Source organism: Niveibacterium sp. COAC-50, assembly GCF_013184235.1.
Classification (GTDB): Bacteria; Pseudomonadota; Gammaproteobacteria; order Burkholderiales; family Rhodocyclaceae; genus Niveibacterium; species Niveibacterium microcysteis.
This window is the reverse complement of record NZ_JABCJM010000003.1, coordinates 16,262-37,245: the sequence shown is the minus strand read 5'-3', so window position 1 is coordinate 37,245 and position 20,984 is coordinate 16,262. Positions and strand designations below refer to the sequence as shown.

Genomic DNA, 20,984 nt, shown 5'->3' with positions numbered 1-20,984 from the left:
GCAGCCATGCGGCTGCCCTTTTTGTTTGATGCGGCCGAAGCCGCGCTCAATCAGGCTGCGTCGTTCTTCGCGGCGCGCTTGCGGTCGGTTTCCTTCAGGTGGCGCTTGCGCAGGCGGATCGATTTCGGCGTGATCTCGACAATTTCGTCGTCAGCGATGAACTCGATCGCCGACTCCAGCGTCAGCGAGATCGGCGGCGTCAGACGCACAGCCTCATCGGTGCCCGACGCACGCACGTTGGTCAGCTGCTTGCCCTTGATCGGGTTGACGACCAAGTCGTTGTCGCGGGTGTGGATACCGATGATCATGCCTTCGTACAGCGCTTCACCCGGGCTGACGAACATGCGACCGCGGTCTTGTAGGTTCCACAACGCGTAGGCCACCGCCTCGCCATCGTTCTGCGAGATCAGCACGCCGTTGCGACGCTCTGCCATCACACCGGCCATCGGGCCGTAGTCGTCGAACACATGGCTGGCGAGGCCGGTGCCGCGGGTCAGCGTCAGGAATTCACCCTGGAAGCCGATCAGGCCACGTGCGGGAATGCGGTATTCGAGACGCACACGACCCTTGCCGTCCGGCTGCATGTCTTGCAGTTCGCCACGGCGGCGGCCGAGTTCTTCCATCACTGCGCCCTGGTGGTTTTCTTCCACGTCCACCGTCAGCATTTCATACGGCTCGCACTTCTCGCCGTTGATTTCCTTGAACACCACGCGCGGGCGACCAACGGCCAGTTCGTAGCCTTCACGGCGCATGTTTTCGAGCAGGATGGTCAGGTGCAGTTCGCCACGGCCGGAGACTTCGAACACGTCCGAATCGCCGGTGTAATTCACGCGCAGCGCGACGTTCTTCAGCAGTTCCTTCTCGAGGCGCTCGCGGATCTGGCGGCTCGTCACGAACTTGCCTTCGCGGCCGGCGAGCGGCGACGAGTTGACCATGAAGTTCATCGTCAGCGTCGGCTCATCGACGGCGATCGGCTTCATGCCTTCGGGCTTCTCCGGATCACAGATCGTGACGCCGATGTTCACCTGATCGATACCCGACACGAGCACGATGTCGCCTGCTTCGGCGGACTCAGCCTGGCTGCGTTCAAGGCCCTTGAAGGTCAGCACTTGGCCGATCTTTGCCTTGCCGCGGTTTTCTTCGCCGTACATGACGACGACTTCCTGGTTCGGGCGGATACGGCCGGCACGGATGCGGCCAATCCCCAGCTGACCGACGTAGGTCGAGTAGTCGAGCGAGCAGATCTGCAGTTGCAGCGGTGCGTCCGCGTCCACTTCAGGTTGCGGCACATGCTTCAGGATCGCTTCGTACAGCGCGGTCATGTCGGTGCCGGGCTTGTCAGCCTCCAGCATCGCGTAGCCGTTCAGGGCCGAGGCGTACACGACCGGGAAGTCGAGCTGCTCTTCGGTCGCGCCGAGTTTGTCGAAGAGATCGAAGGTGTGGTTGATCACCCAGTCCGGACGCGAGCCCGGGCGGTCGATCTTGTTGATCACGACGATCGGCTTCAGCCCCATTGCGAGCGCCTTGCGGGTGACGAAGCGGGTCTGGGGCATCGGGCCTTCGACCGCATCGACCAGCAGCAGCACGCCGTCGACCATCGACAGCACGCGTTCGACTTCACCGCCAAAGTCAGCGTGTCCAGGGGTGTCGACGATGTTGATATGGGTCTCGCCGTACTGGATGGCGCAGTTCTTGGCAAGAATCGTGATGCCGCGCTCCTTTTCCAGATCGTTGGAGTCCATCACGCGTTCTGCGACCTGCTGGTTTTCACGGAAGGTGCCGGATTGGCGCAGGAGCTGGTCGACCAGCGTGGTTTTGCCGTGGTCGACGTGAGCGATGATGGCGATGTTACGGATTGCGCGGCTCATTGGTTTTTGCCAAGTCTTTGAAAAAGGGCAAGATTCTAGCACGGGCATGTCGCGGTGCAGCGAAAATCCGGAATGCTGCGTGCTACCATTTTCGGCTAACCAGAATTCACCGGAAGGCCATCTTCATGCTCGCGATCATCGGCGGTAGCGGACTCACCCAGCTCGCCAACCTGAACATCGAACGTCGCGAGGTGGTGCGCACCCCGTACGGCGAACCCTCCGGGGTGCTGCTGTTCGGCCGCGTTTGCAGCATGAATGTGGTCTTTCTAGCACGTCATGGTTACGGCCATACGATTCCGCCGCACATGGTCAACTACCGCGCCAACATGTGGGCCCTGCACAAGGCCGGCGCGACGGGCGTGCTGTCCGTGGCCTCGGTGGGCGGGATTCGCGCTGACCTTGGGCCTGGCGTGCTGGTCGTGCCGCACCAGATCATCGACTACACCCACAGCCGCCGAGGCACGTTCTTTGATGGCGTCGACGGTCCGGTTGTACATGTGGATTTCACCGAGCCGTACGATTCGGTGTTGCGGCGTCGCATCCTCGCTGCCGCCGTCGAAGCGGGGGAAGCGGTGGTCGATGGCGCCGTGTACGCGGCTACCCAAGGCCCACGGCTGGAGACTGCCGCCGAAATCGAGCGCCTTGCCCGCGATGGAGCGGATGTCGTGGGGATGACCGGTATGCCCGAAGCGGCTTTGGCGCGCGAACTCGATCTACCGTATGCAGCCCTCAATGTGGTGGTCAATTGGGCGGCGGGACGCGCCGACAGCGAGCACGAGATCCGCTTCGAGAAAATCGAGCAAACCGCCCAAGCTGCGATGGGCCGCGTGCGGCATGTGATTGACCGGATCTGCGGCTGAGGCCGGCGCCATGATTCGGGAAGTCCTGCGTATGGGCGATGCCCGGCTGCTGCGTGTTGCCCGTCCCGTCGAGCGTTTCGATACACCCGAGCTTCATGCGCTGGTGGCGGACATGCTTGATACGATGGGCCATCTCAGTGGTGCGGGTTTGGCTGCGCCTCAGATTGGCGTCGATCTTCGCGTCGTGATTTTCGGCGTCGAGCGCAGCCCGCGGTATCCCGATGCGGAGCCGGTTCCCTTGACCGTGCTGTGCAATCCCACCATCACCTTCCTCGGCGACGAGATGGAGGAGGGATGGGAGGGCTGTTTGTCAGTGCCGGGTTTTCGCGGTGTCGTGCCGCGCTACGCACGCCTGCACTACTCAGGTTTTGGTGTGTCGGGTGAGGTGATCGAACGAGAAGCGAGTGGCTTCCATGCGCGCGTCGTGCAGCATGAGTGCGACCACCTCGACGGCGTGCTTTACCCGATGCGGGTGCAGGATTTCCGCCGCTTCGGCTTCACCGACATCCTCTTTCCCGGGCTGGATGCGGTTGGCGACGACTAAAGGAACGGTCGTCGCTCGCTATTGTTGAAGGCGCGCGAGCAGCGCCCCTTCGAGCCGGACGACAGCGCTCGTTGCGCCCAGTTCGGGGCCGGAGATCAGGAAGGTATCCTCGGCTCGCTCGCCGAGCGTAGCGATCTTCGCTGTATGAAGATTCACCCGGCATTCCGCCAAGACACTCGCGATATCGAAGAGCAGCCCAGGCCGGTCGGCCGCTGCAACTGACAGGATGTAGTGCTGACCGCGCTCGTCGGGCCGGATCGCCACTTCCGGCGTAATCGGAAAGTGCCTGACCTGACGGGAAAGGCGCCCGGAGCCGGGTTTGTCGATGGGCCCCTGATTGCGCAGCCGCTGCGCGAGGTCGTGTTCGATCAGCGGAACGATGTCGCGGTAGTTCTCGTCACCACTTGGGTCCATCAGCACGAAGCTGTCCAGCGCATAGTTGTGGCGCGTCGTATGGATCTTGGCGTCCAGAATGCTTAAGCCTTGGCGGCTGAAGAAACCGCACAGGCGCATGAACATGTCTTGCGAATCTGGCGCGTAAACCATCACCTGAAGGCCTTGCTCCACCTGGCTCGGTCGCGCCTTGACGACGGCTTCGCCCCCCGCGGGGCGGTAGTACAGCATGCGCGTATGCCAGACGATCTCGTCGATGTCGTGGCGCATGAAGTAGACGGTGTCGAGTTCTTCCCACAGCGGGCGTTCAACGCCCTCGACGAGGCCGTAGAAGCGCAGGCGTGCCCGCGCTTCGTCCTGGCGTTCGGCCAGGCCCTTGGCCTGTACCGGTGTATCGCCCCGTAGCAGGCGCTGTGTGGTCAGGAAAAGGTCTTCAAGCAGCTTCGCCTTCCAGCCGTTCCAGACCTTCGGGCTGGTGCCGCGAATATCTGCGTGGGTCAACAAGTACAGCGCCGTGAGGCGTCGTTCATCCTTGACCAGCGCCGCAAACCCACGAATGACGTCTGGGTCCGAAAGATCGCTCTTCTGGGCGATCTGCGACATCGTCAAATGCTCGCCGACCAACCATTCGACGAGGTCGGTGTCTTCGGGCGAGATGCCGTGGTCTTCGCAGAAATGGCGTGCATCGCTCATGCCGAGCTTGGAGTGATCGCCGCCGCGTCCCTTGGCGATGTCGTGGAAGAGCGCCGCAATATAGAGGAGCCAGTTGCGGTCGAATGCACTGATCAGGCGAGTGCACAGCGGATACTCGTGCGCGTGCTCATCCATCGTCATCCGGCGTACGTTTCGCATGACTTGCAGGATGTGCTGATCCACGGTGTATACGTGGAACAGGTCGTGCTGCATTTGCCCGACGATCTGTCCGAATGCCGGGATGTAGCGGCCGAGGATGCCGTACTGATTCAACCAACGGAAAACGTGCGTAATGCCCTGCGGTTGCTGGAACAGGGCGATAAAGCGCCGGCGGTTTTCCGGATTCCGGCGAAACGCAGCATCAACCCGGCCTCGGCTCTGCCACAGGGCGCGAAGGGTGCGCGCCGTCATGCCTTTGAGTTCGTCGTGCTGCTCCAGCAGCAGGAACGCGTCCAGGATCGCCGACGGCTCTTTGATGAAGAGCTTGTCATCGAGTACGTCGAGCAGGTTCTGTCGTTTGCAGAAACGCGCGTCGATCGGTGTGGGCGTGTCCAGGCCGCTGGGCAGGATGCGGCTGGCGAGGTTCTGCAACAGCAGCGCGTTGAGCTGGGTGACCTTCTTGGCGACCAGGTAGTAGCGCTGCATCATGACTTCGGACGCGCGGCGCGTCGAAGTGGCGCTGATGCTGAGCGAGCGAGCGAGGGCTTCCTGGTGGTCGAACAGAATCCGGTCTTCCCGTCGGCGGGTGAGGTGGTGCAGCCGGATCCGCAGGTTTTGCAGGAAGCGCTCTGACTTGTTCAGTTCGGCGCATTCTTCCTGTGTTACGAGCCCCTGTTCGGCGAGCGCCTCCCAGCTTGAGCCAAGGCCTGATGCGAGCGAAATCCAGACGAGCGTTTGCAGGTCGCGCAGGCCGCCCGGGCTTTCCTTGCAATTCGGCTCGAGCGAGTAGGGGGTGTCGTTGAACCGGTTGTACCGCTGCTCCTGCTCCGCTCGCTTGGCGATGAAGAAGCTCGGGAGATGCAGTGCGGCGCGATGTTGGGCGAGGAGACTGGCAACGAGCTCTTCGTCGCCGGCCAGCCAGCGTGCTTCGAGCAGATTGGTCTGGACGGTAACGTCGCGCTCGGACTCCTCAAGGCATTCCTCGATGGTGCGGACGCTGTGACCGACCTCAAGCCCGATATCCCAAAACACCCCGACCAGCTGTTCGATGCGTTGGCGAGCTGCGCGCTCCGGCTCGTCGCCGAGCAGGATCAGGATGTCGACGTCCGAATGTGGATACAGATGGCCGCGTCCATAGCCGCCAACGGCTACAAGCGCTGAATTCGGCGGCAGGCTGGCTGCGGACCAGAGGTCTCGGAGGACGCCATCGACGAGCTCGGCGTTCTCGCAGAGAAGCCGAGCCGGATCTGGTTTCGCGTCGAACTTTTCGCGAAGCTGCGCGCGTCCGTCGGTGATTCGTTTGCGCAGCGTCTCTGCGACGGACCGAAGGTCGTCGCTGCCAACAGGGCTGTTCATCGGCTCAGGCTGCGAACTGTTTCGCGACGATATCCGGAATCGCGGGGGTGCCGGATGAACGGGTCAGGACCTCGACGCCGGTTTCGGTGACCACGACGGTGTGTTCCCACTGCGCGGACAGGCTTCGATCCTTCGTGACAATGGTCCAGCCATCAGGAAGCTCAGAGATCGCGGCCTTGCCGGCATTGATCATCGGCTCGATCGTGAAGATCATGCCCGGCTTCAGCTCGAGCCCAGTGCCAGGGCGGCCGTAATGCACCACTTGCGGTTCTTCATGGAAGTTCCGGCCGATGCCGTGACCACAGAACTCACGTACCACCGAGAACCCTGCGGCCTCGGCGTGGCGTTGAATTGCGTGGCCGATGTCACCCAGATGCGCGCCGGGGCGTACCTGCGCGATGCCCAGCCACATGCACTCGTAGGTAATGTGACAGAGGCGTTTTGCAAGAATGCTGGCCTCGCCACCGACGATGAACATCCGGCTGGTATCACCGTGGAAACCATCCTTGATGACGGTGATATCCAGGTTGACGATGTCGCCACGCTTGAGCTGCTTGTTTGCGGGTATTCCGTGGCATACCTGATGGTTGATCGAGGTGCAGATCGACTTCGGGTACGGCTTGTAGCCGGGTGGGGCGTAGTTCAGCGGCGCCGGAATCGTCCCCTGTACGTTCACCATATAGTCGTGGCACAGCTGATCCAGCGCTTCAGTGGTCACGCCTGGCTGCACGTGCGGGGTAATGAAGTCCAGCACCTCTGAGGCCAAACGGCCGGCAACGCGCATGGCTTCGATTTCTGCGGGGGTCTTGATTGTGACGCTCATTGTTCTTCTGGCTGCAGCGGGATAAACCGAAAGGTTAGCTGCTTTCGCCGGCATCGGCCATATCCGGCCATCTGTCACGCGCGCGCGGCTTGAGCGATGGTGGTGCGACCTGCTACAATCGCGGGCTTGGCTACACCCATGGGGGGTGTGGCGAACTACGCACGTCCCTGTTGAAAGGGTCCCGCATCGGCGGGCTGAGGTCGCGATCTCTGCGCGGCCACCAGGGGCGGAGGCTAACCCTTAGATCGGAGAATCAATATGTCCGTGACTATGCGCCAGATGCTGGAAGCCGGTGTTCACTTCGGCCACCAGACCCGTTTCTGGAACCCCAAGATGGCCCCGTTCATTTTTGGCCATCGCAACAAGATTCACATCATCAACCTCGAGAAGACCCTGGCCAAGTACCAGGAGGCGATGGCTTTCACGCGCAAGCTGGCAGCCAATCGCGGCACCATTCTCTTTGTTGGCACCAAGCGTCAGGCCCGCGAGATCCTCGCTGAAGAAGCGCAGCGCGCTGGCATGCCGTTTGTCGATGAGCGCTGGCTCGGCGGCATGCTGACCAACTTCAAGACGGTCAAGCAGTCGATCAAGCGTCTGAAGGAAATGGAACAGATGGTTGAGGATGGCTCGATCGAGAAGCTCTCGAAGAAGGAAGCGCTGATGGCTACGCGCGAACTCGAGAAGCTGCAGAAGTCGATCGGCGGCATCAAGGAAATGGGCGGCCTGCCCGATGCACTGTTTGTCATCGACGTCGGCTATCACAAGATTGCGATCACCGAAGCGCAGAAGCTTGGCATTCCGGTTGTTGCTGTGGTCGATACGAACCACTCGCCGGAAGGTGTCGATTACGTGATTCCGGGTAACGACGATTCGAGCCGCGCGATCCGTCTGTACGCCCGTGGCGTCGCCGATGCGGTTCTGGAAGGTCGCAGCCAGGTGATCAACGAGATCGTTGCCGCTGGTGAAGCAGACGAATTCGTTGAAGTGGACGAAGGCACCGAAGAGCAGGCCTAAGCCGCTCCGGATCTTTCCACTGCATTAACTGAATTTAAGGAGTCAGCATGGCGGAAATTACCGCAGGCATGGTTAAGGAGCTTCGGGAAAAGACCGATGCTCCGATGATGGAATGCAAGAAGGCGCTCACCGAAGCCGCTGGCGACATGGCCAAGGCTGAGGAGATTCTGCGCGTCAAGCTCGGTAGCAAGGCGACCAAGGCTGCTGCACGCGTCGCCGCCGAGGGCGTGGTTTCCACGTTCATCTCGGCCGATGGCAAGCTTGCTTCGATCGTTGAAATCAACAGCGAAACCGACTTCGTTGCGAAGAACGACGACTTCCTGAAGCTCGCTCGTGACTGCGCCGAGCTGGTTGCCAGCAAGGCGCCGGCCGACGTCGCTGCGCTGTCGGCGCTGCCGCTCGGTGACGGCACTGTCGACTCGGTGCGTACCGCACTGGTCGGCAAGATCGGCGAGAACATGTCGATCCGCCGCTTTGTGCGCATCGAGGCCAAGGGCAAGGTTGCGCAATACATCCACGGCGGCTCGAAGATCGGCGTGCTGATCGACGTCGAGGGTGGTGACGAGGCGCTGGCCAAGGATCTGGCTATGCACATCGCTGCCAACAAGCCGAAGTCCCTGGATGCTTCCGGCGTTTCCGCCGAACTGATCGAGACCGAACGTCGCGTTGCCATCGAGAAGGCCAAGGAAGCCGGCAAGCCGGAGGCGATGCTCGAGAAGATCGCCGAAGGTACCGTGCAGAAATTCCTCAAGGACGTGACGCTGTACGGCCAGGTCTTCGTTAAGGCTGAGGACGGCAAGCAGACGGTTGAGCAACTCCTCAAGGCCAAGGGCGCAACGGTGCACAGCTTTACGCTGTTCATCGTTGGCGAAGGCATCGAGAAGAAGACGACCGACTTTGCAGCAGAAGTTGCGGCGCAAGCCGCTGCCGCCGCCGCACAACGCTGAGGACTGCCCCATGACTGCTCCCGCCTACCGCCGCATTCTGCTCAAGCTCTCCGGTGAAGCCCTGATGGGCGATGATGCCTTTGGCATCAATCGCGACGTCGTTTCCCGGATCGTTCAGGAGGTGGCGGAGGTGGTGAGCCTCGGGGTTGAGGTCGGCGTGGTCATCGGCGGGGGGAACATCTTCCGTGGTATGGCTGGTGCGGCCAGTGGAATGGACCGCGCGACGGCGGACTACATGGGAATGCTTGCAACCGTCATGAACGCCATGGCGCTTGCTGATGCGATGAAGCATGTAGGGGTTGTTGCGCGCGTTCAGTCCGCGTTGAATATGGAAGCTGTCGTAGAGCCCTATATTCGGGGCAAGGCGATTCGCTACCTAGAAGACGGCAAGGTTGTAATCTTCGCGGCCGGTACCGGCAATCCGTTCTTTACGACGGATACCGCCGCAGCGCTTCGCGGTGCCGAGATCGGCGCGGAGATCGTGCTGAAGGCGACAAAGGTTGATGGGATCTATACCGCTGACCCCAAGAAGGATCCGTCCGCGACGCGGTACGGCAAGATCAGCTTTGATGAGGCGATCGCGCGCAACCTTCAGGTCCTCGATGCAACGGCATTTGCGTTGTGTCGTGATCAAAAGTTGCCGATCAAGGTTTTCAGCATCTTCGCAACCGGCGCGCTCAAGCGCGTGGTAATGGGCGAAGACGAAGGCACGCTGGTGCATATCTGAATCAAGGGCTCATGACATGATTGCTGACCTGAAGAAGAACACCGAGCAAAAAATGCAGAAATCTGTCGAGGCGTTGAAGAACGATCTCGGCAAAGTTCGGACCGGGCGGGCCCACACGGGTTTGCTTGATCATGTGCAAGTTGATTATTACGGCTCGATGGTGCCGGTGAATCAGGTTGCCAACGTTAACCTCCTCGATGCGCGCACGATCGGTGTGCAGCCTTGGGAGAAGACGATGCTGGCCAAGGTTGAGAAGGCGATTCGTGATAGCGATCTCGGCCTCAATCCTGCAACGATGGGCGACACCATTCGTGTGCCGATGCCTGCATTGACCGAAGAGCGCCGCAAGGATCTGATCAAAGTGGTTCGTGGCGAGGCGGAGAACGCGCGCGTTGCGGTCCGCAATCTGCGCCGTGATGCCAACAACCACCTCAAGGAGGCGGTTAAGGCTAAGGAGATCTCGGAGGACGACGAGCGTCGCGCCGAGGAAGATATCCAGAAGTTGACCGACCGCTACGTAGCCGAAGTCGACAAGCTGCTCGCCGAGAAAGAAAAAGACCTGATGCAGGTCTAAAGACCCGCCAACCCTTAGGCGGAGTCTCATTCCACCATGGCGCTCAGCCGATTCTTCAGCAGCACCCGCGACGTGCCGGCCGTCAGTGCGGTCCCCCAGCACGTCGCGATCATAATGGATGGCAACGGGCGTTGGGCGCGCAAACGTCTCATGCCGCGCGTGGCTGGCCATAAGCGCGGGCTCGAGACCGTCCGGCAGATCGTGTCGGCGTGTATCGATCGCGGTATTCGTCACCTGACCCTTTTTGCTTTCAGTTCCGAAAACTGGCGTCGTCCAGCCGACGAAGTCAGTTTCTTGATGAACCTGTTCCTGAAGGCCTTGCAGCAAGAAATTGCAAAGCTCCACCGCAATAACATCAGGTTCAGGGTCATCGGCGACCTGAGCAAATTCGACGAGCAGATTCGGCAGATGATTGCCGATGCGGAGTCATTGACCTTCGAGAACAGTGGATTGACGCTGACGATCGCCGCAAATTACGGTGGTCGCTGGGATATCCTGAACGCGGTCGAGTCGATGTTGGCCGCCCATCCTGCAAAGCAATCCGGCTTTCAGGAGGAGGATCTCGCGCCTTACTTGGCGCTTTCCGATGCTCCGGAACCGGACTTGTTCATCCGCACCGGAGGGGAGGAGCGCATCAGCAACTTCCTTCTCTGGCAGCTGGCCTACACCGAGTTCTATTTCACCGACACCCTCTGGCCCGAGTTCGATGCGGCAGCGTTCGACCTTGCGCTTGACTCCTATCGGCAGCGCGAGAGGCGTTTCGGCCGTACTAGTGAGCAAGTGCAGGAACAAACGCCAAGCGCGACGGAGTAAGCGATGCTGCGCGAACGTGTCATTACAGCCCTGTTGATGTTGGCGGGGCTGCTCGCCGCTGTGTTCTATCTGCCGACTACTGGCTGGTGGATTGCCTGCGGTGCGCTTGGTTTAGCGGCAGCCTGGGAATGGGCGGGTCTGTTCAATCTTCCTTCTGCTGTCCGCTGGGGTTACGGGGTGGTGGTCGCAGCAGCAGTGGTCGCGTTCGCGGCGATCGCCTCGCCTGCTATTGATGCGGCGCTGTTCGTGCTATCGGCGCTATTCTGGATGCTGGTGGCGCCGCCGTGGCTGAAGCAGCGTTGGCGTCTTTCTGGTGGCGCAGTCCTGTCGCTGATTCTTGGTTTAGTCATCCTTCTGCCTTCTGCCGTTGCCCTTGCCCGCCTGCGCGAGGCAAATGTCTGGCTGATGTTGGCGGTCATGGCTGTGGTCTGGGTGGCGGACATTGCGGCGTATTTCGGTGGGCGGGCTTTTGGTCGGCGCAAGCTCGCACCGGAGATTTCGCCAGGAAAGAGCTGGGAAGGTGTCTATTCTGGGCTGGCGGGTGTCTTGCTCTACGGGGCGGTGGTGTTTTCCGTGTGGATGCCGTTCGTCCCGCAGCGCTTGGGTTGGCCGATTGCGCTACTGTTGCTGCTTGCTCTTTCGGCCCTGAGCGTGATCGGCGACTTGTTTGAGTCTTTGCTCAAGCGACAGGCCGGCCTGAAGGATTCGTCTGGGCTATTGCCGGGGCACGGCGGAGTGCTGGATCGTATCGATAGCCTGACCTCAACGCTACCTCTGGTGGCGCTCTGGGCGCTCGTCTGGCGGCTTGCAGGCTCATGATGCAGCACTTGACCATTCTGGGTGCGACAGGATCCATCGGCACCAGTACGCTCGACGTCGTGGCGCGCCACCCGGATCGCTATCGGGTTTTTGCCCTAACGGCGTTTCGGCAGCTTGAAAAGCTGGCGGCGCAAATAGCCGTATTTCGCCCGACCTTTGCCGTGGTGCCGGACTTGGCGTCTCGCGACTCGCTTCGTCTGATGCTTAACGAACGCGGTGTCACATGCGAACTGCTGGTCGGCGAGGGCGGTTTGTGTGAAGTCGCCACCCATGCCGAAGTCACCACCGTGATGGCGGCCATCGTTGGGGCGGTGGGTTTGCCGCCTACGCTCGCAGCCGTTCGGGCTGGCAAGCGTGTGTTGCTGGCAAACAAGGAGGCCTTGGTCATGTCTGGGCGCCTCTTCATGGATGAGGCTCGACAGTCGGGAGCGACAGTTCTGCCGATCGACAGCGAACACAATGCCGTGTTCCAGTCTTTGCCCTCTCAATTTGAGTATGGCCTTGAAGAGGCTGGTGTCACGAAGGTATTGCTCACTGCCTCCGGTGGGCCGTTCAGGACTTGGCCGATCGAGCAGCTGAAATCAGTCACGCCTGATCAGGCTGTCGCGCATCCGAATTGGGTGATGGGGCGAAAGATCTCTGTCGACTCGGCCACCATGATGAACAAGGGCCTTGAGGTGATCGAGGCGCGGTGGTTGTTTGGCATTGGCGGTGATCGAATTGATGTGGTGATTCATCCGCAAAGCGTGATCCACTCGATGGTTCAGTATGCGGACGGTTCGGTCGTAGCTCAGCTTGGCAATCCGGATATGCGGACTCCGATTGCGCATGCCTTGGCGTATCCGCAGCGTATTGCTTCAGGCGTTGCACCGCTCGATTTCGCTTCCATCGCCGCCCTGACGTTCGAGACGCCCGATCTGAATCGTTTTCCGTGTCTCCGGCTGGCCTACGCCGCACTGAAGGCCGATGGGTTGGCGCCGACGGTTCTAAATGCTGCCAACGAAATCGCAGTGTCGGCGTTTCTTGACCGACAGATCTCGTACCTTGATATCGCGTCAACGGTTGAGGCTGTGCTGGATTCCTGCGATACGGGTAAGGCGGAATCGCTGGAGGACGTCCTCGTGGCGGATGGTTCGGCGCGTCGAATGGCGCAGGCATTCATTGATAAGCGTTTGCGAGGCGCTGCGTGACGATACTTTGGTACGTCGGTGCGTTCGCTCTTGCGATTGGTGTTCTGGTTACTGTCCACGAGTTCGGCCACTTCGCCGTCGCAAGACTCTGCGGCGTCAAGGTGCTCAGGTTCTCATTGGGCTTCGGCCGCGTCTTGTTGCGCCGTCAGAAGACGCCTGAAGACACAGAGTGGGTGCTTTGTGCGGTACCCCTGGGCGGTTATGTCCGAATGCTTGATGAGCGTGAAGCGCCCGTTCCGACGGCGGACCTGTCACAAGCCTTCAATCGGAAGTCCGTCTGGCGTCGGTTGGCGATAGTCGCTGCTGGCCCCGCAGCAAACCTGTTGCTGGCAGTGCTGATCTACTGGATCGGCTTCATGCAGGGGGTGACCGAACTGCGCCCCATCATTGCGCAGCCCTCTGTTGAGAGTCCAGCCGGCAAGGCGGGGATGCAAGCTGGCGATGAAATCGTTGCGGTCAGTGCTCAAGCCGTGCGGTCTTGGTCCGACGTTCGCTGGGTGTTGGTTCGCCACCTCGTCGACAATCAAACGGTTGACCTCAAACTCCATTCGCATGGTGGGGAGCGGATGGTCACGCTTGCCACTGAGGGCTTGGGCGACGACCTGGAGCGAGCGGATCCGCTAAAGGATCTCGGCCTTGCTCCGTTTCGCCCGGACGTGCCCCCTGTTATCGGAAGTCTCGCCGAGGGTGGTCCGGCGGCCAAGGCGGGGATTCTTCCGGGTGACCGTGTTCTGAGCATCGATGGCAAGCCCCTCGAGAGCTGGGACGATCTGGTTCGTGGCGTCAGCGCTTCACCGGGCAGGCCACTTTCGATTGAGGTGCGACGTGGTAACGAGTTCAAGTCGTTCTCGATCGTGCCGGAAGCCCATAGCGACCAAGGAAACACGATCGGGCGAATTGGTGTAGCTGTGCAGGCTGATAGTGCTTGGCGCGACCGGCTTCTGGTTGAGCTTCGCTACGGCCCAGTCGAGGCCTTCGGGCGCGCGGCTCGCCAGACTTGGGAGATGGCCGGGTTCTCGCTGAAGATGTTGGGGCGGATGATCACCGGACATGTATCCCTGAAGAACATCAGCGGGCCGGTGACGATCGCCGACTACGCAGGGCAGTCGGCCAAGCTTGGTGCGGATGCCTACATTCGTTTTCTGGCGCTCATCAGCATCAGTATTGCGGTACTCAATCTGTTACCGATCCCTCTGCTGGACGGTGGACACATCATGTATTATCTGGCCGAGATCCTGATGCGGCGCCCTGTTTCACAGAAAGTCATGGAAATCGGCCAGCAGATCGGGTTTACGCTGCTGGCAAGCCTGATGGCCTTCGCTTTTTTCAACGACATCACCCGGTTGTTGTCCTGACTCTCCCAATGCGACTCAAGTTGATTCCGGGGCTGTTCCTGTCCCTTTTTGCTGCAAATTCCGTTTGGGCGTTCGATCCCTTTGTTGTTAAAGACATTCGGGTTGAAGGTCTGCAGCGCACCGAAGCCGGTACTGTATTCAACTACTTGCCGGTCAAGGTCGGGGAGAAGCTGAGCGAGGAGCGTGCTGCACAGGCGATCCGAGCGCTCTACGCTACCGGCTTCTTTAAGGACGTACGCCTTGAGGTGGACGGCGGCGTGCTGGTGGTTGTCGTTGACGAACGACCGGCAATTGGCTCGATTGAATTCGAGGGCAACAGTGCCTTTGATGGCGACAACCTGCGCAAGGGATTGCGGGACGCGGGAATCATTGAGTCGCGAATCCTCGATCGTGCCCTCTTGGAGCGCGCTGAGCAGGAACTCAAGCGGCAATATCTGAACCGCAGCTACTACGGCGCCACGATCGTTACCGAGATCACGCCGCTGGAGCGCAACCGGGTCGCGCTCAAGTTCAAGATTGTTGAGGGTGAGATCGCTGCGATCAAGCAAGTGAGTATCACAGGCAACAAGGTCTTTTCGGAATCGGATTTGAAGGGGCAGATTTCGGCTCGGCCGAAGCACTGGTTCCCCCCGGTTAACTGGCTGTCGAAAGGGCATGAATACTCGAAGCCTAAACTTCAGGGTGATCTCGAGAGCCTTCGCAGCTACTACCTCAATCGCGGGTATCTCGACTTCACCGTTGAGAGTTCTCAGGTATCAATCACCCCCGATAAGCAGGATGTGTATATCGCAATTGCGGTCGCAGAGGGTGAGCAATACAAAGTCTCCGCCGTTAAGATTGCGGGTGATCTGATTATTTCCGATGCCGAGGCAAAGGCGCTGGTCGCGCTCCGCCCGGGCGATATCTTCTCTCGGGATCAGCTCACCGAGACGACTCGTTCGATAACCGAGCGCCTCGCTAATGAAGGGTATGCGTTCGCTAACGTCAATGCTGCGCCGGAGCTTGATAAAGAAAAGCGTGAGGTTGCTTTCACCATTTTTGTGGATCCGGGGAAGCGCGTTTATATACGGCGCGTGAATATCTCGGGCAATACACGCACTCGGGATGAAGTGATTCGGCGCGAACTTCGGCAATTCGAAAATGCTTGGTATGACGGCACGAAGATCAAGCGATCGAAAGCGCGACTCGACCGAACGGGCTTCTACGAGGAGACCAATCTGGAGACTCAGCCGGTCGCTGGTACCAGCGACCAGGTTGACCTGAACGTCGTGGTCAAGGAGCGGGCAACCGGTAATTTCTTGTTGGGGGCGGGTTACTCCACGACCGACAAGCTTGTGTTGCAAGGCTCGTTGTCGCAGAACAACCTGTTCGGAACGGGCAACGCACTGTCACTGAATCTGAATACGGGTAAGTCGAACCGGACGCTGGTGCTGTCCTACACAAATCCGTATTTCACACCCGAAGGCGTGAGCGTCGGCTATAACCTGTACCACCGTAATTACAACCCGTCGGCGACGACGAATGTTGCGTATTACAAGACGCAGTCGTCCGGCCTCGGCATGACTTTCGGTTACCCGATTGCCGAAGATGATGCGATCTATTTCGGGGCATCTTTCGACTCAACCCGAACCACGGTATCGAGTTCGAGTGATGTCCAGTACATCGACTTTGTAAACAAGTTCGGTGAGCTGACCAACACGTTCCTGTTGACGGCGTCTTGGTCGTACGATTCCCGAGACAGCTACCTGACGCCGGTGTCAGGCTTTTACCAGCGCCTTCAGACCGAAGTGGCGGTGCCTCCTGCCGAGCAGCGGTACTACCGGGCCAATTACCAGGCACAGTATTTCATTCCGTTGTTCTTCAAGGATGCGACGCTGCAGTTCCATGGCAACGTGTCTTACGCGGCGGGGTACGGTGGGCTTCCGGTTCCGTTCTACAAGAACTACTACGCTGGTGGCATCGGTTCGGTCCGCGCGTATGACGACAATTCACTGGGGCCGCGATCGGGCAGCGGAAACGCGCTCGGCGGGACGCAGTTGCTGACCTATGGTGCGGAGTACTTCTTCCCGCTCCCGATGACCAACATCGACAAGAGTTTCCGCTTGGGTTTGTTCGTCGATGGCGGTCAGGTTTGGGGTGCCGACCAGAAAATCCAGTATGCGGATATCCGGTATAGTGCGGGCCTAGGTCTGGCGTGGGTTTCACCGATCGGACCGCTGAAGTTCAGCTTCGGTCAGCCGCTTAACAAGCAGGAAGGCGACCGGACGCAGCGCTTCCAGTTCCAGTTGGGCAACATTTTCTGATGCTGAAGGAGACGGTTGTGAGAAAGACTCGTGCTGTTCTGGCTGTCGCTGTGGCCCTTGGCCTGTCCGCGAGCGCCATGGCTCAGAGCAAGATCGGATTCGTGAATTCCGATCGCGTTCTGCGGGAGTCTGCGCCGGCGGTGGTTGCTCAGAAGAAGCTGGAGAAGGAATTCGAGAAGCGTGACCAGGATCTCCAGAAGCTCACCAAGCAGCTGCAGGGCATGCAGGAGAATCTTGAAAAGAACGCGGTCACGATGTCCGAGAGTGATCGGAAGACGAAAGAGCGGGAATTCGCTGATCTGAATCGCGAGTTCCAGCGGCGCCAGCGCGAGTTTCGCGAAGATCTGAACCAGCGACGTAACGAAGAGCTGGCAAGCGTTCTGGAGCGCGCCAACCGGACGATCCGCGAGATCGCAGACGCCGAGAAGTACGATGCGATCCTTCAGGATGCGATCTACATCAGCCCGCGTGTTGATCTGACCGACAAGGTCATCAAAGCGCTCAACGCGAAGTAATCCGGCGTGCCCACTCTCGTCGAAATTGTCGGCCGCCTCGGCGGCCGCGTCGTTGGTGACGGCGCAACCGTAGTCAGTCAAGTTGGCAGTCTGGAGTCAGCGCAAGCGGGCGAGATTGCGTTTCTCGCCAGTGCGAAGTATCGCAAGGCGCTAGCGACGACAGGAGCGTCGGCGGTGGTCTTGCCCCCTGCGGCAGAATCGGCGAGCGAGCTGCCGCGGATCATCGTCGACCAACCCTATTTGTATTTCGCGCGCTTGGCGCAATTGCTCAACCCCACGCTCAAACCGGACGCAGGAATCCACCCGTCGGCGGTCGTCGAGTCCGTGATTCCGCCCTCGGTGAGTGTCGGCCCGCTCGCTTATGTTGGCCCGCGATGCGAGATTGGTGAGCACGTGGTCATCGGTCCCGGCTGTGTTGTTGAGGCGGGCTCGAAGATTGGCGACCACTCGTTGCTGTATGGAAACGTCAGCCTCTATCACGAGACGGTGATTGGGCAGCGCTGCATTATTCATTCCGGCGCCGTCATTGGTGGTGACGGTTTCGGATACGCCCGGGAGCGGTCTGGGGCCTGGGTGAAGATTCCCCAGATCGGCCGGGCTGTTCTTGGCGACGACGTTGAGGTCGGTGCCAATACGACCATTGATCGTGGCGCGCTCGACGACACCGTGATTGGAAACGGTGTAAAGCTGGACAACATGGTGCAGATCGCCCACAACGTCAAACTGGGTGAGCACACGGCAATGGCTGGCTGCTCCGGTGTTGCGGGCAGCACCGTTGTCGGGGCCCGCGTGATGGTGGGCGGTCAGGCAGGCATAAACGGCCATATTGAAGTGGCCAGCGATACCGTGGTGTCGTCCCGCACCTTGATCAGCAAGACAGTTAAAGAACCTGGGATCTACACCTCAGCCATGCCGGCGATGCCGCATGACGAGTGGATGAAAAGCGCAGCCCACTTCAGACACCTCGATGCGTTGGTGACGAGGCTGCGTGAATTAGAAAAGCGCATCGCAGAACTGGAGAGGAAGCCTTGAGCATCATGGAAATCGGCGAGGTCATGGAGTACCTGCCGCATCGTTACCCGTTCCTGTTGATCGACCGCGTCATTGAAATGACCTCCGGTGAGTCGATCAAGGCGATCAAGAACGTAACGATCAACGAGCCCTTTTTTACCGGGCATTTCCCGCATTTTCCGGTGATGCCGGGGGTGCTTGTGATCGAAGCGATGGCGCAAGCGGCGGCGATCCTGTCCTACAAGTCGCGCGACATGAAGCCGGACTGCAACACCGTTGCATACTTTGCCGGTATCGATAACGTGCGCTTCAAGCGCCCGGTGGTGCCGGGTGATCAACTGGTTTTTGACGTTCATCTGGTCAAGAACAAAGGTGATCTTTGGAAGTACCGTGGTGTTGCAAACGTCGACGGCCAGCCGGTGGCTGAGGCCGATCTGATGTGCTTCTTCAAGAGGCTGAAATGATTCATCCGACTGCAATCGTTCATCCGGGCGCTTGCATCGCTGAAGGGGTCGAGATCGGCCCCTTTTCCGTTATTGGCGAGCATGTCGAGATCGGAGCCGGAACCCGCGTGGGGCCACATGTGGTCATTACCGGCCATACGCGCATTGGTCGCGACAACAGGATCTTCCAGTTCTGCTCGCTCGGCGAAATGCCGCAGGACAAGAAGTACGGTGGTGAGCCGACCCGACTTGAGATCGGCGACCGGAATACGATTCGCGAATACTGCAATTTCAATACCGGTACCGTCCAGGATGCCGGCGTTACCCGCATCGGCGACGATAACTGGGTGATGGCGTCGGTTCACATCGGTCACGATTGTCAGGTTGGGAACAAGACAATCATGGCGAACAACGTGACCCTGGCTGGCCACGTGACGGTGGGCGACTGGGTGATCCTTGGCGGGATGACCGCGGTGCATCAGTTTGCACGAATCGGCGCGCACAGCATGTGCGGCGGCGGCACGATTCTGCTGCAAGACTTGCCTCCCTATGTCATGGTGTCCGGCAACCCGGCCGCGACACATGGCACGAACAGCGAGGGGCTCCGTCGGCGCGGTTTTTCCGCCGAGGCGATCTCTGCAATCAAACGCGCTTATAAGACGATTTATCGTTCCGGCCTTACGCTTGATGAAGCGCGCAAGCAACTCGCCGAAGCCGCCGTGGTGACGCCGGAACTGCAGCCGTTGCTCGATTTCATTTCTGCGGCCGGACGCGGCATCGTTCGCTGATGGCGACCTGTATTGCGATGGTCGCTGGCGAGGCGTCCGGCGACCAACTGGGTAGTCGCTTGATTGCTGCTATCAGGCGCCATCTGCCCGATGCTCGGTTTGTTGGCATTGGTGGGCCGGGCATGCAGCGCGAAGGTATGGAGTCATGGTTCCCGGCTGAGCGTTTGGCCGTCAATGGCATTGGCGACGCGCTTCGGCGCGTGCCCGAACTCCTCGGGATTCGGCGTCAGCTCCTGGCCCGGATCAAAGCAGAGCAGCCCGCGATTTTCATCGGGATTGATGCGCCGGATTTCAACCTGGGCGTTGAGCGTCGCGTGAAGGCGATGCGCATTCCGACGGTGCATTACGTCAGTCCCTCGGTGTGGGCGTGGCGAGGCGGGCGGGTCAAGAAGATCCGCACGTCGGCGGACCACATTCTGTGCCTCTTTCCTTTTGAGCCCGAGCTCTACGAACGCGCGGGCGTGGCCGCCACCTTTGTCGGGCATCCGCTCGCTGATGAGTTTGCGCTTGAACCGGACCGGGCCGGCGTTCGCGAGCGCCTTTGCTTACCGCGCGACGCGAAGATCGTTGCCGTGATGCCCGGCAGTCGCAATGGCGAAGTGAGCCGCCTCGCAGCGGACTTCGTCGGCGCCGCAGTTCGGATTCACGAGGCGCGGCCCGACGTGCGCTTCCTGGTGCCTCTGGTGACGCGCGATACGCGCACGATGTTTGAACAAGCCATGCATGACGCGTCTTTGGGGCCAGATTTTCCGATGACGTTGATGTTCGGACACAGCCATGACGCGATGATCGCTTCCGATGTCGTCATGCTTGCGAGCGGCACCGCCACGCTGGAGGCTGCGTTCCTCAAGCGGCCGATGGTCATCGCGTACAAGATGGCCGGTTGGACCTTCTCGATCGTCAAACGGATGATGTATCTGCCTTACGTTGGCCTGCCGAACATTCTGTGTCGCGAGTTCGTCGTGCCAGAGCATCTACAGGAAGACTGCGAGCCGACTAAGCTGGCCAACGCTGTCCTGAAGTGGCTTGATGACGCTGACGGCGTCGTCGCACTCCAGAAACGTTTCATGGACCTCCATTTGAGCCTTCGCCAGGACAACGCGAGCCGCGCAGCCGAGGCCATCCTGAGTCTGATTGGTCGAGGGCGTCGGTGAACTTGCCTCCGCGGCCAGGTGGGCACCTCGCGGGCGTTGACGAGGCTGGGCGTGGGCCGCTTTGCGGCGCGGTCGTAGCGGCGGCGGTGATTCTTGATCCGTGGCGTCCGATCGAGGGTCTCAACGACTCGAAGAAACTCACGGCCAAGAAACGCGACGCCCTAGCACTCCTGATTCGTCAGCGAGCGCTGGCTTGGTGCGTCGCGGAGGCCTCTCCGGAAGAAATCGATCGTTTGAACATCCTCGGCGCGACAATGCTTGCCATGCAACGCGCGGTGAAGGGGCTTGCGATCTTGCCGGACGCGGTGTGGGTGGATGGCAACCGCTGCCCTCAGCTGAATTGCGCCACGCAGGCTATCGTCTCGGGCGATGCGCTCGTTGAGGAGATTTCGGCCGCGTCAATTCTGGCCAAGACGGTGCGCGATGCGCAGATGGAGTCGCTTGACGCGCAGTACCCGGCGCTTGGCCTTGCCAAGCACAAGGGCTACCCCACGGCGGCGCATATCGCGGCGCTGCGCAAGCATGGGGTGCCGGATTTTTACCGACGCAGCTATGCACCCGTCCGCGACATTCTTGCGCAGGGCGAGCTCTTCTAGGTGCCAGGCGGCACCGCTTTGCGCTGACCGAGACCGAGC

General features: G+C 60.2%; 20 protein-coding genes. 17 read left to right on the top strand and 3 right to left on the bottom strand.

Features of this window, described 5'->3' with window-relative positions:
- Positions 1-50: 50 nt before the first annotated feature.
- A complete protein-coding gene (gene typA, locus HH302_RS13270; RefSeq protein ID WP_172202714.1) occupies positions 51-1,868 on the bottom strand; it encodes a translational GTPase TypA in 1,818 nt (605 codons plus the stop codon).
- Positions 1,869-1,993: 125 nt separating this feature from the next.
- On the opposite strand from typA, the gene HH302_RS13265 reads away from it, so the two are divergent.
- Entirely contained in the window at positions 1,994-2,728 is a 735-nt protein-coding gene (locus HH302_RS13265) for an S-methyl-5'-thioinosine phosphorylase (RefSeq protein ID WP_172202713.1), read from the top strand.
- Between the two features lie 10 nt (positions 2,729-2,738).
- On the top strand, positions 2,739-3,272 hold the full coding sequence (gene def, locus HH302_RS13260) for a peptide deformylase (protein ID WP_172202712.1): 534 nt from the start codon (positions 2,739-2,741) through the stop codon (positions 3,270-3,272).
- A gap of 18 nt (positions 3,273-3,290) precedes the next feature.
- Here def and HH302_RS13255 read toward each other — a convergent pair whose 3' ends face one another.
- Positions 3,291-5,873, bottom strand: a complete 2,583-nt coding sequence (locus HH302_RS13255) for a [protein-PII] uridylyltransferase (RefSeq protein ID WP_172202711.1) — start codon at positions 5,871-5,873, stop codon at positions 3,291-3,293.
- 4 nt (positions 5,874-5,877) lie between these two features.
- Entirely contained in the window at positions 5,878-6,696 is an 819-nt protein-coding gene (gene map, locus HH302_RS13250; RefSeq protein WP_172203140.1) for a type I methionyl aminopeptidase, read from the bottom strand.
- Between the two features lie 258 nt (positions 6,697-6,954).
- Between map and rpsB the strand changes: the two genes are divergently transcribed.
- The 15 genes from rpsB (at position 6,955) to rnhB (ending at position 20,945) form a co-directional block, all read left to right on the top strand.
- Positions 6,955-7,710 carry a 30S ribosomal protein S2 gene (gene rpsB / locus HH302_RS13245; RefSeq protein ID WP_172202710.1) on the top strand — a complete coding sequence of 252 codons (756 nt, stop codon included), beginning with the start codon at positions 6,955-6,957 and terminating at the stop codon, positions 7,708-7,710.
- Between the two features lie 47 nt (positions 7,711-7,757).
- On the top strand, positions 7,758-8,657 hold the full coding sequence (tsf, locus tag HH302_RS13240) for a translation elongation factor Ts (RefSeq protein WP_172202709.1): 900 nt from the start codon (positions 7,758-7,760) through the stop codon (positions 8,655-8,657).
- Between the two features lie 10 nt (positions 8,658-8,667).
- Positions 8,668-9,384 carry a UMP kinase gene (pyrH, locus tag HH302_RS13235; RefSeq protein ID WP_172202708.1) on the top strand — a complete coding sequence of 239 codons (717 nt, stop codon included), beginning with the start codon at positions 8,668-8,670 and terminating at the stop codon, positions 9,382-9,384.
- A gap of 16 nt (positions 9,385-9,400) precedes the next feature.
- On the top strand, positions 9,401-9,958 hold the full coding sequence (frr, locus tag HH302_RS13230) for a ribosome recycling factor (protein ID WP_172202707.1): 558 nt from the start codon (positions 9,401-9,403) through the stop codon (positions 9,956-9,958).
- A 36-nt stretch (positions 9,959-9,994) separates the two neighbouring features.
- Positions 9,995-10,771 carry a polyprenyl diphosphate synthase gene (uppS, locus tag HH302_RS13225; RefSeq protein ID WP_172202706.1) on the top strand — a complete coding sequence of 259 codons (777 nt, stop codon included), beginning with the start codon at positions 9,995-9,997 and terminating at the stop codon, positions 10,769-10,771.
- Between the two features lie 3 nt (positions 10,772-10,774).
- Positions 10,775-11,590 carry a phosphatidate cytidylyltransferase gene (locus tag HH302_RS13220; RefSeq protein WP_172202705.1) on the top strand — a complete coding sequence of 272 codons (816 nt, stop codon included), beginning with the start codon at positions 10,775-10,777 and terminating at the stop codon, positions 11,588-11,590.
- On the top strand, positions 11,590-12,780 hold the full coding sequence (gene ispC / locus HH302_RS13215) for a 1-deoxy-D-xylulose-5-phosphate reductoisomerase (protein ID WP_172203139.1): 1,191 nt from the start codon (positions 11,590-11,592) through the stop codon (positions 12,778-12,780). The genes HH302_RS13220 and ispC overlap by 1 nt, the downstream gene beginning before the upstream one ends.
- On the top strand, positions 12,777-14,135 hold the full coding sequence (gene rseP, locus HH302_RS13210; protein WP_172202704.1) for an RIP metalloprotease RseP: 1,359 nt from the start codon (positions 12,777-12,779) through the stop codon (positions 14,133-14,135). The genes ispC and rseP overlap by 4 nt, the downstream gene beginning before the upstream one ends.
- Positions 14,136-14,143: 8 nt before the next feature.
- Positions 14,144-16,438 (top strand): outer membrane protein assembly factor BamA, encoded by a 2,295-nt coding sequence (bamA, locus tag HH302_RS13205; RefSeq protein ID WP_172202703.1) that lies wholly within the window; start codon positions 14,144-14,146, stop codon positions 16,436-16,438.
- A gap of 77 nt (positions 16,439-16,515) precedes the next feature.
- Positions 16,516-16,953, top strand: coding sequence for an OmpH family outer membrane protein (locus HH302_RS13200; RefSeq protein ID WP_246479897.1), 438 nt, complete (start codon positions 16,516-16,518; stop codon positions 16,951-16,953).
- Positions 16,954-16,959: 6 nt separating this feature from the next.
- Positions 16,960-17,985 carry a UDP-3-O-(3-hydroxymyristoyl)glucosamine N-acyltransferase gene (gene lpxD / locus HH302_RS13195; protein ID WP_172202701.1) on the top strand — a complete coding sequence of 342 codons (1,026 nt, stop codon included), beginning with the start codon at positions 16,960-16,962 and terminating at the stop codon, positions 17,983-17,985.
- A 2-nt stretch (positions 17,986-17,987) separates the two neighbouring features.
- Positions 17,988-18,428, top strand: a complete 441-nt coding sequence (gene fabZ / locus HH302_RS13190) for a 3-hydroxyacyl-ACP dehydratase FabZ (RefSeq protein WP_371814725.1) — start codon at positions 17,988-17,990, stop codon at positions 18,426-18,428.
- Positions 18,425-19,195, top strand: a complete 771-nt coding sequence (gene lpxA, locus HH302_RS13185; RefSeq protein WP_172202700.1) for an acyl-ACP--UDP-N-acetylglucosamine O-acyltransferase — start codon at positions 18,425-18,427, stop codon at positions 19,193-19,195. The genes fabZ and lpxA overlap by 4 nt, the downstream gene beginning before the upstream one ends.
- Positions 19,195-20,349, top strand: coding sequence for a lipid-A-disaccharide synthase (lpxB, locus tag HH302_RS13180; RefSeq protein WP_172202699.1), 1,155 nt, complete (start codon positions 19,195-19,197; stop codon positions 20,347-20,349). Before lpxA ends, lpxB begins: the two co-directional genes overlap by 1 nt.
- On the top strand, positions 20,346-20,945 hold the full coding sequence (rnhB, locus tag HH302_RS13175; protein WP_172202698.1) for a ribonuclease HII: 600 nt from the start codon (positions 20,346-20,348) through the stop codon (positions 20,943-20,945). The genes lpxB and rnhB overlap by 4 nt, the downstream gene beginning before the upstream one ends.
- Positions 20,946-20,984 lie beyond the last annotated feature (39 nt).